The 18,608-nt window shown below is 72.0% G+C and carries 15 protein-coding genes; 10 read left to right on the top strand and 5 right to left on the bottom strand.

The window, feature by feature from the left end; genetic code table 11:
- Window positions 1–88 precede the first annotated feature (88 nt).
- From BKD26_RS27765 to BKD26_RS27725, 9 genes are all read left to right on the top strand, one after another.
- Entirely contained in the window at window positions 89–832 is a 744-nt protein-coding gene (locus BKD26_RS27765) for an IclR family transcriptional regulator (RefSeq protein WP_084903715.1), read from the top strand.
- A 200-nt stretch (window positions 833–1,032) separates the two neighbouring features.
- Entirely contained in the window at window positions 1,033–2,118 is a 1,086-nt protein-coding gene (locus BKD26_RS27760) for an S-(hydroxymethyl)mycothiol dehydrogenase (RefSeq protein WP_084903582.1), read from the top strand.
- On the top strand, window positions 2,115–2,735 hold the full coding sequence (locus BKD26_RS27755; RefSeq protein WP_084903579.1) for an MBL fold metallo-hydrolase: 621 nt from the start codon (window positions 2,115–2,117) through the stop codon (window positions 2,733–2,735). Before BKD26_RS27760 ends, BKD26_RS27755 begins: the two co-directional genes overlap by 4 nt.
- Window positions 2,736–2,752: 17 nt before the next feature.
- Window positions 2,753–5,188, top strand: coding sequence for an FAD-dependent oxidoreductase (locus BKD26_RS27750; protein ID WP_084903576.1), 2,436 nt, complete (start codon window positions 2,753–2,755; stop codon window positions 5,186–5,188).
- A 15-nt stretch (window positions 5,189–5,203) separates the two neighbouring features.
- Entirely contained in the window at window positions 5,204–6,358 is a 1,155-nt protein-coding gene (solA, locus tag BKD26_RS27745) for an N-methyl-L-tryptophan oxidase (RefSeq protein WP_084903574.1), read from the top strand.
- A 10-nt stretch (window positions 6,359–6,368) separates the two neighbouring features.
- Window positions 6,369–7,502: an aromatic ring-hydroxylating dioxygenase subunit alpha gene (locus tag BKD26_RS27740; RefSeq protein ID WP_084903572.1), complete on the top strand. Its 1,134-nt coding sequence runs from the start codon at window positions 6,369–6,371 to the stop codon at window positions 7,500–7,502.
- A complete protein-coding gene (locus BKD26_RS27735; protein WP_084903569.1) occupies window positions 7,495–8,967 on the top strand; it encodes an aldehyde dehydrogenase family protein in 1,473 nt (490 codons plus the stop codon). The genes BKD26_RS27740 and BKD26_RS27735 overlap by 8 nt, the downstream gene beginning before the upstream one ends.
- A gap of 32 nt (window positions 8,968–8,999) precedes the next feature.
- Window positions 9,000–10,556: an amino acid permease gene (locus BKD26_RS27730; RefSeq protein ID WP_084903566.1), complete on the top strand. Its 1,557-nt coding sequence runs from the start codon at window positions 9,000–9,002 to the stop codon at window positions 10,554–10,556.
- Entirely contained in the window at window positions 10,553–12,100 is a 1,548-nt protein-coding gene (locus BKD26_RS27725) for a GMC family oxidoreductase N-terminal domain-containing protein (protein WP_084903564.1), read from the top strand. The genes BKD26_RS27730 and BKD26_RS27725 overlap by 4 nt, the downstream gene beginning before the upstream one ends.
- A 77-nt stretch (window positions 12,101–12,177) precedes the next feature.
- Here the strand turns inward: BKD26_RS27725 and BKD26_RS27720 are convergent, their stop codons facing one another.
- The 5 genes from BKD26_RS27720 to BKD26_RS27700 all read right to left on the bottom strand — a co-directional run bounded on the left by BKD26_RS27720 (window position 12,178) and on the right by BKD26_RS27700 (window position 17,438).
- Window positions 12,178–13,539, bottom strand: coding sequence for a carbohydrate-binding protein (locus tag BKD26_RS27720; RefSeq protein ID WP_084903561.1), 1,362 nt, complete (start codon window positions 13,537–13,539; stop codon window positions 12,178–12,180).
- Window positions 13,540–13,739: 200 nt separating this feature from the next.
- Window positions 13,740–14,201 carry a nuclear transport factor 2 family protein gene (locus BKD26_RS27715; protein WP_084903559.1) on the bottom strand — a complete coding sequence of 154 codons (462 nt, stop codon included), beginning with the start codon at window positions 14,199–14,201 and terminating at the stop codon, window positions 13,740–13,742.
- Window positions 14,202–14,583: 382 nt separating this feature from the next.
- A complete protein-coding gene (locus BKD26_RS27710; protein WP_084903557.1) occupies window positions 14,584–15,855 on the bottom strand; it encodes an aminotransferase class I/II-fold pyridoxal phosphate-dependent enzyme in 1,272 nt (423 codons plus the stop codon).
- A 142-nt stretch (window positions 15,856–15,997) separates the two neighbouring features.
- Window positions 15,998–16,573, bottom strand: coding sequence for a nitroreductase family protein (locus BKD26_RS27705; protein ID WP_084903555.1), 576 nt, complete (start codon window positions 16,571–16,573; stop codon window positions 15,998–16,000).
- Window positions 16,574–16,577: 4 nt separating this feature from the next.
- Complete coding sequence (locus BKD26_RS27700) at window positions 16,578–17,438, bottom strand: hypothetical protein (RefSeq protein WP_206603725.1); 861 nt, start codon at window positions 17,436–17,438, stop codon at window positions 16,578–16,580.
- A gap of 397 nt (window positions 17,439–17,835) precedes the next feature.
- On the opposite strand from BKD26_RS27700, the gene BKD26_RS27695 reads away from it, so the two are divergent.
- Window positions 17,836–18,579, top strand: a complete 744-nt coding sequence (locus tag BKD26_RS27695) for a 2OG-Fe dioxygenase family protein (protein WP_084903551.1) — start codon at window positions 17,836–17,838, stop codon at window positions 18,577–18,579.
- Window positions 18,580–18,608: the final 29 nt, after the last annotated feature.

Genomic DNA, 18,608 nt, shown 5'->3' with positions numbered 1-18,608 from the left:
TGAGAGTTGAGCTATGACCCGCAACCAGACAGTGGCTGATCAGACCGAGGAGACGCGGGAGCGGACACCCAAGGGCGCGGCGGGAGCGATCCAGTCGGTGGACCGTGCGGTGAGCGTGCTGGAGATCCTCGCCCGGCACGGCGAGGCGGGCGTCACCGACATCGCCGACGAGCTCGACGTCCACAAGTCGACGGCCTTCCGGCTGCTCGGGGTGCTGGAGAACCGGGGCCTGGTCAGCCAGGCGCAGGACCGTGGCAAGTACTTCCTGGGGGCGGGCGTACTGCGCCTGGCGGGGGCGGCGGCAGTGCGGCTGGACATCTCGCAGGAGGGCGCGCCGGTGTGCCGGGAGCTCGCCGACGAGCTGGGCGAGACGGTCAACATCGCGGTGCTGGACGACGACGCCGCCGTCAACATCATGCAGGCGCGCGGCCCCGCGTCCGTCACGGCGCAGAACTGGCTGGGCAGACGCACCCCGTTGCACGCCACCTCCAGCGGCAAGGTGCTGCTCGCGCACCTGCCGGTCACGTTGCGGGAGGGGCTGCTGGCGCGGGCGCTGCCGCGGTTCACCGAGCACACGGTGACCAGCGCCGGGATGCTGCGCGGCGAGCTGGAGTCGGTGGTGGCCCAGGGGTTCGCCCTGGCGGCGGAGGAGCTGGAGCTGGGGCTGAACGCGGCCGCCGCGCCGGTGCGGGCCCACGACGGCAAGGTCATCGGCGCGCTGAGCGTGTCGGGGCCGGCGTACCGGCTGGAGCGGGACCGGCTGCCGGAGCTGGCGCGGCGCACGGTCACGGCGGCCGGCGAGCTGTCGCGGCGGATGGGGTACGGGATCTGACGTACCCCCGGTGAGGGAACGGGAAGCGGGGTCAGGGAGTCGCCTGGCCCCGCTTCGTCGTGTGTCGGGCGCGTTTCCCTGCCCCGGGGTGGTTTTGCGCGTCGTTAACCCGCGCCTCTTGACGGCCACTTGTCGGCGTTCCCAGTATGTTCCCCGTCGCGCAATCCATAGCGCAGTGCGCAACAGCAGAGGAGTCTGTCGTGCCCCATGAGGTTCGTGCCGTCGTCGCCGTGAAGAAGGGCGCACCCGTCGAGGTGCAGACGATCGTGGTGCCCGATCCGGGCCCCGGCGAGGTGCTCGTCTCCGTCCAGGCCTGCGGGGTCTGCCATACGGATCTGCACTACCGGGAGGGCGCCATCAACGACGACTTCCCGTTCCTCCTCGGCCACGAGGCGGCCGGCACCGTCGAGGCCGTCGGCGACGGTGTCACGGGCCTCACCCCCGGCGACTACGTCGTCATCGCGTGGCGCGCCCCGTGCGGGGAGTGCCGGTCCTGCCGCCGTGGCCGCCCCTGGTACTGCTTCGACTCCCGCAACGCGGCGCAGCCGATGACCCTGTTGGACGGTACGCCGCTCTCCCCCGCCCTCGGTATCGGCGCGTTCGCCCAGAAGACGCTGGTCGCCGCCGGGCAGGCGGTCAGGATCGACCCGGCCGCCCGTCCCGAGGCGGCGGGGCTCATCGGCTGCGGGGTGATGGCCGGGTACGGTGCCGCGGTGAACACCGGCAACGTCGGCCGGGGCGACACCGTCGCCGTCATCGGCTGCGGCGGCGTCGGCAACGCGGCGATCGCGGGCGCCTCGCTGGCCGGGGCCCGGCAGGTGATCGCCGTCGACATCGACGACCGGAAGCTGGACGCCGCCCACCGGTTCGGCGCGACGCACACCGTCAACTCGCGTGGTAAGGACCCGGTCGAGGCGGTGCGCGAGCTGACCGGCGGTTTCGGCGTGGACGTGGCGATCGACGCGGTCGGCCGGCCCGAGACGTACACGCAGGCCTTCTCCATGCGCGACCACGCGGGACTGCTGGTGCAGGTGGGGGTGCCGGAGCCGGACATGCGGCTGGAGCTGCCGCTGATCGACCTGTTCTCGCGGGGCGGCGCCCTGAAGTCGTCCTGGTACGGGGACTGCCTGCCGAGCCGGGACTTCCCGGTCCTCATCGACCAGTACCTGAGCGGCCGGCTCGACCTCGGCGCGTTCGTCACGGAGACGATCGCTCTGGACGACGTCGAGAGCGCGTTCGCGAAGATGCACCGGGGCGAGGTCCTGCGCTCGGTGGTCGTCCTGTGAGCACCGCGCGTGCCGAGCGGGTCGTCACCTCCGGCACGTTCAGCCTCGACGGGGAGACCTTCGACGTCGACAACAACGTGTGGCTGGTGGGGGACGACGACGAGGTACTGATCCTCGACGCCGCCCATGACGCGGCGACCATCGTGGCGGCCGTCGCGGGCCGCCGGGTCACCGCCGTCGTGTGCACCCACGGCCACGACGACCACATCGGTGCGGCGCCCGCCCTCGCCGAGGCCACCGGGGCGCCCGTCCTCCTGCACCCCGCCGACCGTGAGCTGTGGGACACCGTCCACCCGGACCGCGCACCGGACGGCGATCTGCGTGACGGGCAGCGGCTGCTCGTCGCCGGGGTCCGGGCGCGGGTGCTGCACACACCCGGGCACACCTGGGGCAGCTGTGCGCTCCATGTGCCGTTCCTGGACGCCGTGTTCACGGGCGACACACTCTTCCACGGCGGCCCGGGCGCGACCGGCCGCTCCTACTCCGACCGTCCGACGATCCTCGCGTCGCTGCGCGGCCGGCTGCTGACCCTGCCGGGCGGCACCGTCGTCCACACCGGGCACGGCCAGGACACGACGATCGCCGCCGAGCGGCCGCACGTACCGGCCGCGCTATGAGCCACCCAAGGAGGGACATGTCCAGCACGTCCCAAGCCAACCCCCGTGTCGTGGTCATCGGCGCCGGCATCGTCGGCTGCTCCCTCGCCGACGAGCTGACCGCCCTCGGCTGGACCGACGTCACCGTCCTCGAACAGGGCCCGCTCCCCGCCCCGGGCGGCTCCACGTCCCACGCGCCCGGGCTCGTCTTCCAGACCAACCCGTCCAAGACGCTCACCGAGTTCGCCGCCTACACCGTCGGGAAGTTCGCCGCCCTGGAGGCCGACGGGCAGTCCTGCTTCCACCGGGTCGGCGGGCTGGAGCTCGCCACCACCGAGGCGCGCCTCGCCGAACTGCACCGCAGGGCCGGGTACGCGGCCTCCTGGGGCGTACGCGGCGAGGTGGTCCGGCCGTCCCGCTGCAAGGAGCTGTGGCCGCTGCTCGACGAGACCAAGGTCCTCGGCGGCTTCCACACCCCCGACGACGGGCTCGCCCGCGCCGTCCTCGCCTGCCGGGCCCAGATGGCCCGCGCCGAGGCGCGCGGCGCCCGGTTCCTGGAGCGGCACACCGTCACGGGCATCGAGCGGGAGAACGGCCGGGTGGCCGGTGTCGTCACCGACCGGGGCACCTTCCCCGCCGACCACGTCGTCTCGGCCGCCGGTTTCTGGGGCCCGGTCGTCGGCCGTATGGCCGGCGTGGACGTCCCGCTCCTCCCCCTCGCCCATCAGTACGCCAGGACCCGGCCGCTGCCGGAACTGGCCGGCGCGACCGCCGAGGCGTCCCGGCCCATCCTCCGCTTCCAGGACCGCGACCTGTACTTCCGCGAACACACCGACCACATCGGCATCGGCAGCTACGCGCACCGGCCGCTGCCCGTCGACCCGTTCACCGTCCCGGCGTACGACGAGGCACCCGTGATGCCTTCCTCGTACCCCTTCACGCCCGAGGACTTCGCGCCGAGCTGGAAGGACTGCGCCTGGCTGCTGCCCGCGCTGGGGAAGGCCGACATCCAGGAGGGCTTCAACGGGGTCTTCTCCTTCACGCCCGACGGGATGCCGGTCCTCGGCGAGTCCCGCTCCCTGCGCGGCTTCTGGCTCGCCGAAGCGGTCTGGGTGACGCATTCCGCGGGTGTCGCGAAGGCGGTCGCGGAGTGGATGGTCGAGGGGCGGCCCCGCACCGACGTCCACGAGTGCGACCTCACGCGCTTCGAGGACGCCCAGCGCTCTCCGGCGTACGTCCGTGAACGCGGCTCACAGCAGTTCGTCGAGGTGTACGACGTCATCCACCCCCTCCAGCCCATGGAGCGGCCGCGCCCGCTGCGCGTCAGCCCCTTCTACGCCCGGCAGGAGCAGCTCGGCGCGTACTTCCTGGAGGGCGGCGGCTGGGAGCGGCCCCATTGGTACGAGGCGAACGCCCCGCTCGCCGAGGGCCTGGACCTGCCGGAGCGGGACGCCTGGTCGGCCCGCCACTGGTCGCCGATCGCCGCCGCCGAGGCGAAGGCGACGCGCGAGAAGGTGGCGCTGTACGACATGACGCCGCTGCGCCGGCTGGAGGTCACCGGCCCCGGCGCCCTCGCCTTCCTCCAGCGCATGACGACCAACAACCTCGCCAAGAAGCCGGGCGCGGTGACCTACACCCTGCTCCTGGACGAGTCCGGCGGCATCCGCTCGGACCTCACCGTGGCGCGGCTCGCGGAGAACCGGTTCCAGATCGGCGCCAACAGCCGCGCCGACGAGGACTGGCTGCTGCGGCACGCGCCGGACGACGTACACATCCGGGACATCACCTCCGGGACCTGCTGCATCGGCGTGTGGGGGCCGCTCGCCCGCGACCTCGTACAGCCGCTGACCCGCGACGACTTCTCACACCAGGGCTTCGGCTACTTCCGGGCCAAGCAGACGTACCTCGGGCACGTACCCGTGACGGCGATGCGGCTGAGTTACGTGGGAGAGCTGGGCTGGGAGCTCTACACCAGCGCCGACCTGGGGCTGCGGCTCTGGGACACCCTGTGGGAGGCCGGGCAGGAGCACGGTGTCGTCGCCGCCGGGCGGTCCGCCTTCAACAGCCTGCGCCTGGAGAAGGGCTACCGGTCGTGGGGCCACGACATGACCGGCGAGCACACCCCGTACGAGGCGGGTGTCGGCTTCGCCGTCCGCATGGACAAGGGGGACTTCGTCGGGCGCGCCGCGCTGGAGAAGGCCGGGGAGCCGCGCCGGAAGCTCACCGCCCTGCTGCTGGACGACCCCACCGCCGTCGTGCTCGGCAAGGAGCCGGTGTACGTGGACGGTGTGCCCGCCGGGTACGTGACGAGCGCCGCGTACGGCTACACCCTCGGCCGCTGCGTCGCGTACGCCTGGCTGCCGCCGCTGCCCACCGGCACGGCCGTGCACGTGGAGTACGTCGGGCAGAAGGTGTCGGCGACGGTCGCCGACGAGCCGCTGTTCGACCCGGAGATGAGCCGTATCCGCCGCTGAGGAGGCCGGAGAAACATGTCACCCACCTATGACGTGATCGTGGTCGGCCTGGGCGGGATGGGCAGTGCCGCCGCCCACCATCTGTCCGCGCGCGGCGCCCGCGTGCTGGGCCTGGAGAAGTTCGGCCCCGTGCACAACCGGGGCTCCAGCCACGGCGGTTCGCGCATCACCCGCCAGTCGTACTTCGAGGACCCGGCGTACGTACCGCTGCTGCTGCGCGCCTACGAGCTGTACGAGCGGCTGGAGCGGGACACGGGACGGGACATCGCCACGCTGTGCGGCGGGGTGATGCTGGGCCGCCCGGAGTCGCGTACCGTCGCCGGTTCGCGGCTGTCGGCCGAGCGGTGGGGCCTGCCGCACGAGATGCTCGACGCCAAGGAGATCCGCCGCCGCTTCCCCACCCTGACACCGGACGACGACGAGGTGGCGCTGTACGAGGCGCGGGCCGGGCTGCTGCGGCCCGAGAACACGGTCGCCGCCCACCTCCAGCTCGCCACGCGAGCAGGCGCCGACCTGCACTTCGAGGAGCCGCTGCTGCGCTGGGAGCCGTACCGTGACGGCGTACGCGTCCACACCGCCGAGAACTCCTACACGGCCGGCCAGTTGGTGATCTGCCCGGGCGCGTGGGCGCCGCAGCTGCTGACCGACCTGGGGGTGCCGTTCACGATCGAACGGCAGGTCATGTACTGGTTCCAGCCGGAGGGCGGCACCGAGCCCTTCCTGCCCGGGAACCACCCCATCTACATCTGGGAGGACGCGGACGACGTCCAGATCTACGGGTTCCCGGCGATCGACGGACCCGAGCTGGGCGCGAAGGTGGCCTTCTTCCGCAAGGGCACCGTCTGCACCCCGGAGACCATCGAGCGGAACGTGCACGACCACGAGGTCGCGGCGATGGCGGAGCAGACCGCCCGGCTGATCCCGGACCTCCCTGGCCGGTTCCTCAAGGCCGCGACCTGCATGTACTCGAACACGCCGGACGAGCACTTCGTGATCGCCCGCCACCCCCGGCACCCGAAGTCCGTGACCGTCGCCTGCGGGTTCTCGGGGCACGGCTTCAAGTTCGTGCCGGTCGTCGGCGAGATCGTGGCCGACCTGGCGCTGACCGGCACCACGGACCATCCCATCGAGCTCTTCGACCCCCGACGCCTCTCCGCGATGTCCGCCTAGGGAGCCCGCCGTGACGACAACACCCCAGTCCCCCAGTCTGATAGCGACGCTCCCCGGCCACTACTACACCGACCCGGACATCTTCCGGCAGGAGCAGGAGCGGCTCTTCGAGTCGATGTGGTTCTGCGCCGTGCGCAGCGCCGACCTCGACAAGCCCGGCGCCTTCCGCACGGTCCAGGTCGGCCGCGAGAGCGTCATCGTCACCCGCAACCGGGGCGGTGAGCTGCGCGCGTTCCTCAACATCTGCCGGCATCGCGGCGCCCGCCTCTGCGTGGAGGAGTCGGGCGAAGTCCGCCGCTCGCTCCAGTGCCCGTACCACGCGTGGACGTACGACCTGGACGGCCATCTGGTCGCCGCGCCGAACCTGACGAAGATGCCGGACGTCGACCGGACCGCGTACGGCCTGGTCGCGGTGGAGCTGCGCGAGTGGCTCGGCTACGCCTGGGTGTGCCTGGCCGACGAGCCGCCGTCGTTCGAGGAGACGGTGATGGGCGCGGCGGTGGAGCGGCTCGGCGACGCGGCCTCCATCGAGCGCTACCGGGTCGAGGAGCTCGCGCTCGGCCGCCGCATCGCGTACGACGTGAAGGCGAACTGGAAGCTGATCGTCGAGAACTTCATGGAGTGCTACCACTGCGCGACCATCCACCCCGAACTGACCGACGTGCTGCCGGAGTTCGCGGAGGGCTACGCGGCCCAGTACTACGTCGGTCACGGCGCCGAGTTCGGCGACGGCATCAAGGGCTTCACGGTCGACGGCAGCGCAGGATTCGCGAAGCTGCCCGAGGTCACGGCCGACCAGGACCGGCGGTACTACGCGATCACCGTGAAGCCGACGGTCTTCATCAATCTGGTCCCCGACCATGTGATCCTGCACCGGATGTTCCCGCTCGCCGAGGACCGCACGGTCGTCGAGTGCGACTGGCTTTACGCGCCCGAGGTCGTCGCCTCAGGCGCGGACGTGTCCAAGTCGGTGGAGCTGTTCCACCGGGTCAACGTCCAGGACTTCGACGCGTGCGGGCGCACCCAGCCGGCGATGGCGTCCCGCGCCTACCGCTCCGGTGGCGTGCTCGTGCCGACCGAGCACCACATCGGGATCTTCCACACCTGGCTGACCGAGCACCTGGGAGGCGCCTCTCATGCCTGACCTCTTCATCGGCGGGACATGGACGAGACCCCGCGACGAGCGTACGAGGGAGATCCGCTGCCCGGCCGATTCCACGCTCGTCGGCGAGGTCGACGAGGCGGGCGGCAAGGACACGGCGGACGCCATCGCGGCGGCGCGGCGCGCCTTCGACGAGGGCCCGTGGCCGCGCAGGCCCGCAGCCGAGCGCGGGGACCTGCTGCTGCGCGTCGCCGACCTGCTCGTACGGGACAGGGAGGCGCTGGCGCGCGCCGAGTCGCTGGACACCGGCAAGCGGCTGGTGGAGAGCCGGTACGACGTCGACGACGTGGTGGCGTGCTTCCGGTACTTCGGGCGGCTGGCCGCGACGGAGACCGGGCGGGTCGTGGACACGGGGTCGGCGACGGCGGAAAGCCGGGTGGTGTACGAGCCGGTCGGGGTGTGCGGGCTGATCACGCCGTGGAACTACCCGCTGCTCCAGACGGCGTGGAAGGTCGCCCCGGCGCTGGCGGCCGGCAACACCTTCGTCCTCAAGCCCAGCGAGCTGACACCGCACACCGCGATCCACCTGATGCGGCTGCTGGCGGAGGCAGGGCTGCCGGACGGCGTCGCCAATCTGATCGTCGGGGCCGGTCCGGAGGCGGGCGCACCGCTCGCCGACCATCCGGACGTGGACCTGCTGTCCTTCACGGGCGGCCTGGCCACCGGCCGTCGGCTGATGGCGGCGGCGGCCGGGACGGTGAAGAAGGTCGCGCTGGAGCTGGGTGGCAAGAACCCCGACATCGTGTTCGCGGATGCCGACTTCGAGGCGGCGGTGGACATGGCGCTGACGGCGGTGTTCCTGCACTCGGGGCAGGTGTGCTCGGCGGGGGCGCGGCTGCTGGTCGAGGACGCGCTCCATGACCGGTTCGTGGACGAGGTCGTACGCCGGGCCGGGGAGATCCGGCTGGGCGGGCCGTTCGACGAGCGGGCGCGGACGGGGCCGCTGATCTCGGCCGCGCACCGGGCGAAGGTCGAGGCTTATGTGGCGGCCGGGCTGGCGGAGGGGGCGGTGCTGCGCTGCGGCGGGGCGCGGCCCGAAGGCCCGGCGTACGAGGACGGGTTCTACTACCTGCCGACGGTGCTGGACGAGTGCCGGGCGGAGATGTCGGTGGTACGGGAGGAGTCGTTCGGGCCCGTCCTGACGGTGGAACGTTTCCGCGACGGTGACGAGGACGGTGCCGTCCGGCTCGCCAACGACACGGTCTACGGGCTGGCGGGCGCGGTGTGGACCTCCGACGAGGGCCGGGCGGCGCGGGTGGCGGCCCGGCTGCGCCTGGGCACCGTGTGGATCAACGACTACCACCCCTATCTGCCGCAGGCCGAGTGGGGCGGGTTCAAGCAGTCCGGTACGGGGCGCGAGCTCGGTCCGGCGGGCCTCGCCGAGTACCGCGAGGCGAAACACATCTGGCGCAACACCGCACCCGCCCCCCAGGGTTGGTTCGCCTGACCCGACGACCTCTCCCCCATCAGGAGTCGCTCATGACGTCCGCCCCACCACGGCACGACACCGACGACAACGCCGAGCTGGCCGAGTTCGGCTACCGCCCCGAGCTCAAGCGCACGCTCGGCAACTTCCACACCTTCGCCGCCGGTATCTCGTACATCTCCATCCTCACCGGCACTTTCCAGCTCTTCTACTTCGGTTACGCCAGCGGCGGCCCCGCCTACTGGTGGTCCTGGCCCATGGTGTTCGCCGGCCAGTTCATGGTCGCGCTCTGCTTCGCGGAGCTGGCCGCCCGCTATCCGGTGGCGGGGAGCATCTACAACTGGTCGAAGCGGCTGGGCAATCCGCACGTCGGGTGGCTGGCGGGCTGGATGATGCTCATCGCCTCGATCGTGTCGATCGCGGCCGTCGCCCTCGCCTACCAACTGACGTTGCCTCAGATATCCTCCGCCTTCCAGTTTGTCGGAGACGGTACGGGAACGTACGACGTGGCGACCAACGCGGTCGTGCTGGCGGCCGGGCTGATCCTGTTCACCACACTGGTCAACGCCTTCGGTGTGAAACTGATGGCCCGGATCAACACCGCCGGGGTCTTCATCGAACTGATCGCCACGGTCGTCCTGATCGTGCTGCTCGCGGTCAACGTCGTACGCGGCCCGCAGGTCGTCACGGACACGGCGGGCACCGGCTCGGGCCAGACGTTCGGCTACCTGGGCGCGTTCCTGATCGCCTCGCTGGCTTCGGCGTACGTCATGTACGGCTTCGACACTGCGGCCTCGCTGGGCGAGGAGTCCCTGGACCCGTCACGCAACGCGCCGCGCGCCATCATCCGGGCGATCGTCGCGTCCTTCGTGCTGGGCGGGCTGATCCTGCTGCTGGCGCTGATGAGCGTGTCGAGCCTGCGGGGCGAGCGGCTGTCGACGGAGGGGCTCCAGTTCGTCGTCCTGGACGTGCTCGGACCGACGGCCGGCAAGGCGATGCTGTGGTGCGTGCTGATCGCGGTCACCGTGTGCGCGCTGGCCGTCCACACGGCGGCGATCCGGCTGGCGTTCGCGATGGCCCGGGACAACAACCTGCCGGCGTCGGCGCGGCTGGCGAAGGTGAGCCCCCGCTTCAGTACGCCGGTCCTGCCGACCGTGATCATCGGGGTGCTGGCGCTGGCGATCCTGGTGGTCAACATCCGCCAGCCGCAGATCTTCACCGTGGTCACCAGCATCGGCATCATCATGATCTACCTGGCGTACCTGCTGGTCACCGCGCCCATGCTGGTGGCACGGCTGCGCGGGAGGTGGGAGCCGGCGGAGGGGAAGTTCTCGCTGGGGCGGTGGGGGCTGCCGGTGAACGTCCTCGCCGTGCTGTGGGGCGGCGTCATGACCCTGAACCTCATCTGGCCGCGCGCCGCCGTCTACAACGCCGCTGCGCCCTACCACTGGTATCTGCGCTGGGGCGCCGTCCTGTTCGTCGGGGCGATCGCGGTGGGCGGCTTCGCCTACTACTGGTTCGTGCAGCGGCACCGTACAGGTGTGCTGGCCGAACACGCGGCCGCGCCCGCCGCCGAGCCCGTCGCGGTGAAGGAGGTCACCCCCTCATGACCGAGGAGTTCGACTACGTCGTCGTGGGTGGCGGGACGGCCGGCAATGTGGTCGCCGCGCGGCTGAGCGAGGACCCGTCCGTCACGGTGTGCGTCCTGGAAGCGGGGCCCAGCGACGTCGGGGACGACAACATCCTTCGGCTGGAGCGCTGGATGGGCCTGCTGGAGTCGGGCTACGACTGGGACTACCCGGTCGAGCCGCAGGCCCACGGCAACAGCTTCATGCGGCACGCCCGCGCCAAGGTGCTCGGCGGCTGCTCGTCGCACAACTCGTGCATCGCGTTCTGGGCACCGGCGGAGGACCTGGACGAATGGGCGGCGGCGGGCTGTACGGGCTGGGGCGCGGCCGACCTGTTCCCGCTGTACCGGCGGCTGGAGAACAACGACGCTCCGGGCGACCACCACGGCCGCACCGGCCCGGTGAAGCTGCGCACCCTCAAGGGCGGCGACCCGTGCGGGGCGGCGCTGCTGGAGGCGTGCGCCCAGGCGGGCATCCCCACCACACCGTTCAACACGGGGACGACCGTGGTACGGGGCGCGGGCTGGTTCCAGATCAACGCGGACGAGAACAACGTCCGCCAGTCGACGTCGGTGGCGTACCTCCACCCCGTCATGGGCAGGCGGCCGAACCTGGAGATACGTACGGGAGTGCGGGCCAAGCGGCTCCTCTTCGACGGCCGCCGCTGCACCGGGGCCGCGTACCTGGACCCCGACCTGATCCATACGAGGGCGGTACGCGCCCGGCGCGAGGTCGTCGTGTCGTGCGGCTCCATCGACACGCCGAAGCTGCTGATGCTGTCGGGCATCGGACCGGCGGAGCATCTGCGCGAGGTGGGCGTGGACGTGCTCGTCGACTCCCGGGGGGTCGGCGAGAACCTCCAGGACCACCCCGAGGGCGTGATCATGTGGGAGGCGAAGCAGCCGATGACCACCACGTCGAGCCAGTGGTGGGAGGCGGGCATCTTCTACGACACCGAGCCGGGCCTGGACCGGCCGGACCTGATGTTCCACTACGGGTCGGTGCCGTTCGACATGAACACCGCCCGGCACGGCTACCCGACGTCCGAGAACGCCTTCTGCCTCACGCCCAACGTGACCCGGGCCAAGTCACGCGGCACCGTGCGGCTGCGGACCCGGGACTACCGGGACAAGCCGAGGGTCGACCCCCGGTACTTCACGCACGAGCACGACGTGCGGGTGATGACGTACGGCCTGAAGCTGGCGCGCCGGATCGCCGCGCAGCCCGCCCTCGCGGGGTGGGCGGGCGCGGAACTGGCGCCGGGCCCCGGCGTCCACGGCGACGACGAGCTGCTGGACTACATCCGCACGACCCACAACACCGTCTACCACCCGGCCTGCACGGTGCGGATGGGCGCCGACGACGATCCGCTGGCGCCGCTCGACGCGCGACTGCGGGTCAAGGGCGTGGCGGGGCTGCGTGTGGCGGACGGTTCGGTGATGCCGGACCTCGTCACCGTCAATCCGTGCATCACGACGATGATGATCGGCGAGAAGTGCGCCGACCTGCTGGTGGAGGACCGCTGAGAGTCCTGTGAGGCGAGGTCCCGGGTCGGCGGCGGCCGGCCCGGGACCTTCGCGCGCCGCCGGTCAGACGCCGCCGGTCAGACGCGCTGCCACAGGCCCTGCGCGCCCGGGGGCCGCCAGCCGGGCTGGGCCTGGTGCGACTGGAGGCACCGGTAGGAGACTCCGCCGTACGTGACCTGGTCACCGACGCGGTAGACCTTGCCCACGGCCCAGGTGCCGCCCGCCTTCCCGGAGTCGCCCGGGTCGGTGGCGTTGGTCTTCAGCGTCAGCCCGTACTCCTGGAGCATCGGGTTGACCGGCTGGTGGAAGGTGGTGCCGCCGTCCTTGCAGTTCCCGGAGCCGCCGGAGGTGACGCCCTGCGCCTGGGTGCCGGAGATGTACGGGCCGCCCGAGTCGCCCGGCTCGGCGCAGACCGTGGTGCGGGTCAGGCCCTTCACGGTGCCCTGGAGGTACGACACGCTCGTGTTGTGCTGCTCGATCGTGCCGCAGTGCCAGCCGGTGGTGGAGCCGGACCGGCAGATCGACGCGCCGACCAGGGCCTCGGCCGAGCCGGCGACCTCGACGTTCTGCTCGCCCTGCCCCTTGATGTACGCCGTCGCCGTCCAGTCGCCGTTGGCGCCCACCCAGGCCATGTCCTTGCCGGGGAAGGTGGACGCCTTGAAGGCGCCCTGGGCGACCTTGTTGTGGCCCATGGTCGCGGCGCCGGCCTGGCCGCAGTGCCCGGCCGTGGCGAAGCCCTGCTGGGTGCCGGAGGTGACGGCGAAGCCGACGGAGCAGCGGCTGTTGCCGATGTAGTAGGCGTCGCCGCCGCGGATGTCGTGCGCGGCCAGCGGGCGCGGTCGTTCGGTGGTCGCCTTGACCTGTACGAGGGTGCGGTCGACGCCGGTGGCGGTGAGGAAGACGTCGGCGGCGGACGCCTTGGCGGCCTCCAGCGTCACGCTGTTGGTGCGGAGGTCGACGTACCAGACGGGGGCGTCGGTGGTCTTCGTACGGACGGAGCCCTGGTCCAGCTTGGCCTTGGCGGCCTCCAGCTGCTTGAGGGTGTGGCGGACGACCTTGGCCTCCGCGCCGCCCGCCTTGATGGCGGCGCTGTCGGCGGCGCTGGTGGTGGCGACGGTGAGGGTGGCGGAGACCGGTCCGGTCACCCATGCCCCGGCGAACCGGTCGCCGAGGGCGTTCTGGAGGCGGCCGGCCCGTGCGCCCGCCTCGGCCTCGTTCTTCAGCCGGGTCTCGGCCTGCTCGCGGGTCAGGCCCAGGTCGCGCTGCATGGCGTCGAGCAGCGCGGGGGACGGCTTGTCGGCTCCGAGGGTCCCGGCCACCGAGGGGGTGGACGGCGGCGCGGGCGCCTCGGCGGCGACCACGCCGGGCGAGCCGGCCAGCACGAGCGCGCCGACGGCGGTCAGGGTGGCGCACGCGGCTGTGGCGTGTCTGTGGAGCATCGGGTGTCACCTCTGTTCGGGGGTCTCTTCCGGGGAAGACGTGCCGAACCGTAGGTGTTTCCGAAAGAACGTCCGAGCATGTCGGATTAACGTTTCTTCGGCTTTATGGGAGACATGGGCGCCCGCCAAGCGGCGTAACGCCACCCGGACGTCACAGCACCCCGCGTACGGGATCCGTACGCGGGGTGCCGGGGTGGGGCTCAGGAACCGGCGGGCGGCGTGACCGGCGTGTCCTGGTGGATGACCCGCGACCGCGTGAGGAGCCGGCCGTCGACCCGGACCAGGACGTCGTCGACGGTGAACGTCGGCTGGAAGGTGACGTTCCCGTCCCGGTCGGTCTGCGTGACGAGCGTGTAGTACGAGACCCGCAGCGTGTCCGCGTCCGCCGGGTCGGTGTCGATCAGCAGGTGGTCGAACCAGTGGCGTACGGCGATGTCCCGGTAGCGCGGCAGGGCGGCCCGCATCCCGGCGATCATCTCCGCCCGGCCATGCTGCCGCCGACCGCCCGCGTGCACGACTTCCCCGTCGTCGGTGAAGGTGTCGGCGAACCCCTCGATGTCGAGGGCGTCGACCCGCCGCATCTGCTGGGCGTAGAACGTCTGAACCTCGGCGTAGACATCTCCGGTGACCTGGTGCCGGAGTGTCCCGACCGGCTGAGGCATGGCAACTCCTCTCGAGACGCCGCCCTCGTGGCCGCGCGACTGCCCCCAGGCTGCCGACCGCGCCTGCAGCGCCGCTGGAGACCTGCTCGGAAGCCCGGACCGCCCCGCGGACAAGGCGTCCCCCGGCCGTCAACCCGCCCGGCGCGGCCCTCACCCGGCCGTCAGCTCGGCCACCTCGTCCCGGGCGCACCTGGCCACGGCCTTCGCCGGCCGTCCCGGCGCTTCCGCCCCTGTCGGTGGGGGGCCGTACGCCAGTTGGGACGCCCTCACACCACTCGCCCGCGCGTTCGCGGACACGGTACGCCGGACGCGTGAAGGCACCGGTACGCAGGGCCGGGGGCCGTGCCGGATGCGTGCTCCGGCACGGCCCGTGGCGTACGGCTCAGCGGGCGGCCCGCTGCTCGTACCCCACCAGCCGGACGCAGACGGCGAGCCCCTCGATCGCCTGTTCCAGTTCCGCGAGCCCCGGGTAGCTGGGCGCGATCCGGATGACCGCGTCGCGCGGGTCGTCGCCGTACGGGTGTGTGGCGCCGGCCGGGGTCAGCACGATGCCCGCCTCGGCGGCACGGCGTACGACCTCCTTGGCGCAGCCGTCCGGCACCTGCAGGGTCACGAAGTACCCGCCCTTGGGCGAGGTCCAGGTGGCGAGGCCGGTGCCGCCGAGCTCGGCGTCCAGGATCCGCGCCACCGACTCGAACTTGGGCTGCAGCAGGGCGCGCTGGCGCTCCATGTGGGCCGCCACCCCGTCGGCGTCCCGCAGGAACATCACGTGCCGGAGCTGGTTGACCTTGTCGGGGCCGATCGACCGCTTGGCGTTGTTGGCCAGCAGCCACTTCACGTTCGCGGGGGACGCGCCGAAGAAGGCGACGCCCGCGCCCGCCGCGGTGATCTTCGAGGTGGAGCCGAACACGAACGCCCGGTCGGGGTTGCCGGCCTCGGCGCAGGCGGCGAGCAGATCGGCGATCTCGACGGGCTCGTCGGTGAGGTGGTGGACGGCGTACGCGTTGTCCCAGAAGATCCGGAAGTCGGGCGCGGCGGTGCTCATCGAGGCGAGCCGCGCCACGGTGGCGTCGCTGTAGCAGACGCCGTCGGGGTTGCTGTACTTCGGCACGCACCAGATGCCCTTGACCGCCGGGTCGTCGGCGACGAGCCGCTCCACGGCGTCCATGTCCGGGCCGTCGGCGGTCATCGGCACCGGGATCATGTCGATGCCGAACCGCTCGCAGAGCGCGAAGTGCCGGTCGTAGCCGGGCACCGGGCACAGGAACGCGATCCGCTCCTGGTCCACCCAGCGCGACTCGGCGCCGGGGACCACGCTCAGCAGGGCGTGGACCAGGCAGTCGTGCATCAGCTCCAGGCTGGAGTTCCCCGCCGCGAGCAGTTGCCCGGCCGGCACCTGGAGGACCCCGGCGAAGATCTCCCGGAGCTCGGGCAGCCCCTGGAGGCCGCCGTAGTTCCGGACGTCCGTGCCGTCGGCGGAGGTGTACCGCCCTCCGGGGAGGCCCAGCAGGTCCTCGGAGAGGTCGAGCTGCTCCGGTGCCGGCTTGCCCCGGGTGAGGTCGAGCGAGAGCCCGCGTCCCACGAGGTCCTGGTAGTCCTGGCGGGCGCGCTCGAGCAGCCCGGTCAGTGCGTCGGGGCTCAGCTCGGTGGTCATGGTGTGTCCTCTCGCAGGTACCGCATCGATCGGGTGGCGCCTGCCGAGGATACAAACCGGTGCGGTGAGCACCTCCCGGGAGTGAGGGTGTGCCGCGCTCCCCCGCCACAGGCGCTGCCACCGGCGAGCCCGCCCGGCCGCCTCACGCGTCCGCCGCGCCCACCGCCCCGGCCGCGCGGCGCAGACGCAGGCGCTGCACCCGGCCGGACACGTCCGGGCGGGACCGCCGGGCGGGCCGCACCGACGCCTCGGGGGTGCCGATGTCCAGAGCGCCCAGGAGCCGTTCGCCCGGGCCGACGCCCAGCAGCTCCCGGGCCCCGGGGCTCTCGCACAGCCGTCCGGTGCGCCAGATGCTGCCGAAGCCCCGCGCGTGGAGCAGCAGCATCAGACCGTAGGCGACGGAACTGGCCGCGGCCAGCTGCTCCCACTCCGGAACCCTGTGTTCCGGAGCGGGGGAGAAGACGAGCACCGCTTTGAGGGGCACGGTGGCGTCGGCACCCCGGCGCCGGGAGCCGGGCTCCGCCTCCGCTTCCAGGCGGGCGCCGAGTTCCTCCAGGGCCGTGTCACGCAGCATGATCCAGCGCCAGGGGCGCAGTCCGCCGTGGTCGGGGGCGGCCGCGGCGCCTTTGAGCAGATAGGTGAACTCGGCGTCGGAGGGAGCCGGGGCGCGCAGCGTGTGGACGCTGCGCCGGGTGAGGATGGCCGTCATCACGTCCATGGCGTCACGTCCATCGGACGAGGTCGGCGCCGATCAGGCCGGTGAAGCAGGTGAGCAGCAGCCTGCCACGGGGCGTGTCCGCCCCGCCGCCGAGGACGGCGTGCACCAGGTTCCCGTTGATCACACAGAGGTCCCCGGTCTCCACCGGGATCTCCAGACTGGGGTGGTCCGCGAGGAGTTCAGGAGGATAGGGATAGCCGCTGTGCGTGAGGCCGAGCTCCGCGCGTGTGGCGTCGTCGGGAGCGACGTTCCACATCCGCAGCTGCCCGGTGTCTCCGGGCACGTGGGGGTAGACGTTCACGGCCATCACCCGGCGGACGTCCTGGACCTCGAACCCGGTCTGCAGCGGATCGCTCAGCTGGGCGAGGTCCTCGTGCGGCAGCAGCAGGTACTCGCCGGTGTTGTTCCAGCACACCGCCTTCGAGCCGGCCGCGGAACGGCCGCCGTGGGCGGCGAGGCGCGTTCGTGCCACGGCGCCCTCCGCGACGAGTGCGGCGAGCAACGTCTCGATGGGGTCGTCCGCGTCCTGGTAGAGCGCCCGCACGGCGTCGGCGGTGCTCTGGACGTCCGACAGGTACGCGTCGGTGTCCTTGTCGATGTGCGAGGCACCGACCAGGTACGCCTCCACCCCGTCCGCGCCCTCGCCGTATCGCGGTGTGCGCCCGGGAGATCGCCGGAAGTTTCCGGTGATGGCCTCGCAATGGCGGGCGGGGACGAAGTCCGGCACCCGGTAGGCCGCCAGTCGGCCGTGCAGGACATCGAGCACCTTGCCGGTGTCGAGCCGCCCCGGCGTCTCGCACACCGTGAACCGGTCCGCGGGCAGGGCCTCGCCCGTGATCCGCGGGGTGACCGTTTCGGCGATCAAGGTTCCTCCCTGTGGGTCTGCGCTGCGTCCAGGTCCCTCCGATCATGACCGGCGGTCCCGGTCGGGAGCCGACGTCCGGCTGCTCGCCCGTCCGGCCCGTCACCGCACGTCGGGGGCACGGCCACGGGGCGGCACGGGGGACGGTACGGTCTTGGTACGGAACTGCGCGCGGTGCCGCGGCCTGTGCGCGCCGGTGCTCTCCCGGCGCCCGACCCGCCGCGCGCCCGGGAGACGGCCGCGCGGCTCGCTTTCCCCGTAGCGGACCCACTGCTCGGCCGCAGCCACGGCGTCTACCAGGGCGACCACCGGTGTCCGAGTGCCCATCAGGTGCCCGCGCCCCGTCAGCCGGACCCGTCAGCATCGATGCGTCGCCCATCCCGCGTCCGAAAGGATCGCCATGCCTGGCAACATCGTTCTCAACGCCGATGCCCGCGACGTCATACAGACGCTGACCGACGTCGGCGAGCACCTGGTGGCCGGAAGCACGCTCTCCGACATCCTGGGCGTCGGGCCCGAGGACTGGGCCCGCTTCGCACGGAACTGGGACGACCTCTGCCTCGACACGTTCATGGCGGACGGCGGCACCTACCGCTCCCGCCGTTACGGACGGTTCGAGCTGGACCCGCACACCGGCGAACTCACCGCGCTGCCCCACGAGCCGTACCGGCAGGAGCGCTACTACAACCGGCTCAACGGCGGTGTCGACCGGGTCTACGAGCCCCTGACGCCTGCGTTCGCCCAGGATCCGCTGCTGCAGGGCCTGCTCGTCTGGCTCGGCCAGGTCTTCACCACGATCGACGACACCCAGCGGTGGCTGATCAAGCTCCACCCGGTGCGCATCACCGCCGGCGCGGACATCGGCAAGCCCGCGCCGGAGGGCCGCCACCGTGACGGCGAGACCTTCGTCGGATCGCTGCTGGTCGACCGGCTCAACATCAGCGGCGGGGAGAGCTCGACGTACGACGAGGCGGGCAAGCGGATGCGAACCGTCACCCTGTCCGAGCCCGGCGACCTGCTGCTCAACGACGACCAGCGGACCTACCACGCGGTGACCCCGATCGAGGCCGTCGACAAGGACCAGCCGGCCCACCGCGACGTCCTGGTGCTGAACTACTCCGCGCTGCCCGGCCGGCTGGCATGACCCGCACGACGACCAAGGAAAGGGAGTGC

The sequence above is a fragment of the Streptomyces sp. CB03238 genome (assembly GCF_002099185.1).
Classification (GTDB): Bacteria; Actinomycetota; Actinomycetes; order Streptomycetales; family Streptomycetaceae; genus Streptomyces.
The sequence above is the reverse complement of the archived record's forward strand: the minus strand, read 5'-3'. Positions and strand labels throughout refer to the sequence as shown.